Annotated in this window: 1 protein-coding gene and 1 pseudogene; one reads left to right on the plus strand and one right to left on the minus strand. The window is 64.7% G+C overall.

What is annotated here, in order from left to right; all coding sequences use genetic code 11:
• A pseudogene (locus tag EN984_RS35845) lies at positions 1 to 660 on the minus strand (3-hydroxy-3-methylglutaryl-CoA reductase); the annotation flags it as partial.
• Positions 661 to 802: 142 nt separating this feature from the next.
• Between EN984_RS35845 and EN984_RS35850 the strand changes: the two are divergent.
• On the plus strand, positions 803 to 1,010 hold a 208-nt coding region (locus tag EN984_RS35850), incomplete at its 3' end, for a winged helix-turn-helix domain-containing protein (protein WP_164765976.1).

Raw genomic sequence — 1,010 nt, forward strand, 5'->3', positions numbered from 1 at the left:
CAGCCGGACGGTGCCACCCGAAATGCGCTCGATCATCGGTGCGACTGCCTCGGCCATGGTATTGACCGTGTTGGCGCCCATCGCGTCGCGCACGTCGACGAGCAGATGCAGCACCACCATCGGTCCGACTTGCGTCTCCTCGAACACCTGCACTTCAATCTCGCGGCAGCCGCCGCCGAGGCCGATCAGCACCCGGTCCTTCTCGTTGGCGGCGGCGATGATCTGGTCGCGGGCGGACAGCAGCCTGGCGCGTGCGCCGTGCGGATCGGACAGACCGAGTATCTGCACCTGTGCCCGCATGATCGGTGCGGTGCTCGATGTCTCGAAGCCGCCGCAACCGCGGGCGATGCGCGCCATGTAGGAGGCGGCGGCGACCACCGACGGCTCTTCCACCGCCATCGGGATGAGGTAATCGCGACCGTTGATGGTGAAGTTGGTGGCGACGCCGAGCGGAATCTCGAAGGTGCCGACCACATTCTCGATCATGCCGTTGGCGAGATCGAGCGGCAGGACGCCGCCGCGCAAGGCATCGCGATCCGCCTGCCCAAGACGAGCGGCGTCGCCGACCGTCGCCAGGCGATCGGCCGGCGACAGGTCGCGGAATTTCTCGATGCGGGAATTCAGCCGCGGCTCGACACCGCTGTCCTGGACAGCCACCATCACGATCGCCTCCCTGCGAATGCTTGTCGTTGAGGCAGCTATCGTTTAACTGATACCATCTATCAAGGTACAGCTACAGGAAACAGCGACAAACTGTACCAGTCCATATCAGGGCACGCAGCCCATCGGAGGATGTTCTGGGATGACGCGCGCCGAGGCCGTGGCGGCAGAGATCAGAAGGCGCATCGAGACCGGCTCGATTACCGTCGGCGCCAAGCTTCCGTCGATACGCAAGGCCGCCGAGCAATTCGACGTTTCCAAGAACACCATCGTCGATGCCTATGACCGGCTGGTATCCGCGGGCATCGCGTTTTCGCGGCCCGGCGCCGGCTTCATGGTCGCCGAGCGTC

It is taken from the genome of Mesorhizobium sp. M7A.F.Ca.CA.004.12.1.1, from assembly GCF_003997835.1.
Lineage (GTDB): Bacteria > Pseudomonadota > Alphaproteobacteria > Rhizobiales > Rhizobiaceae > Mesorhizobium.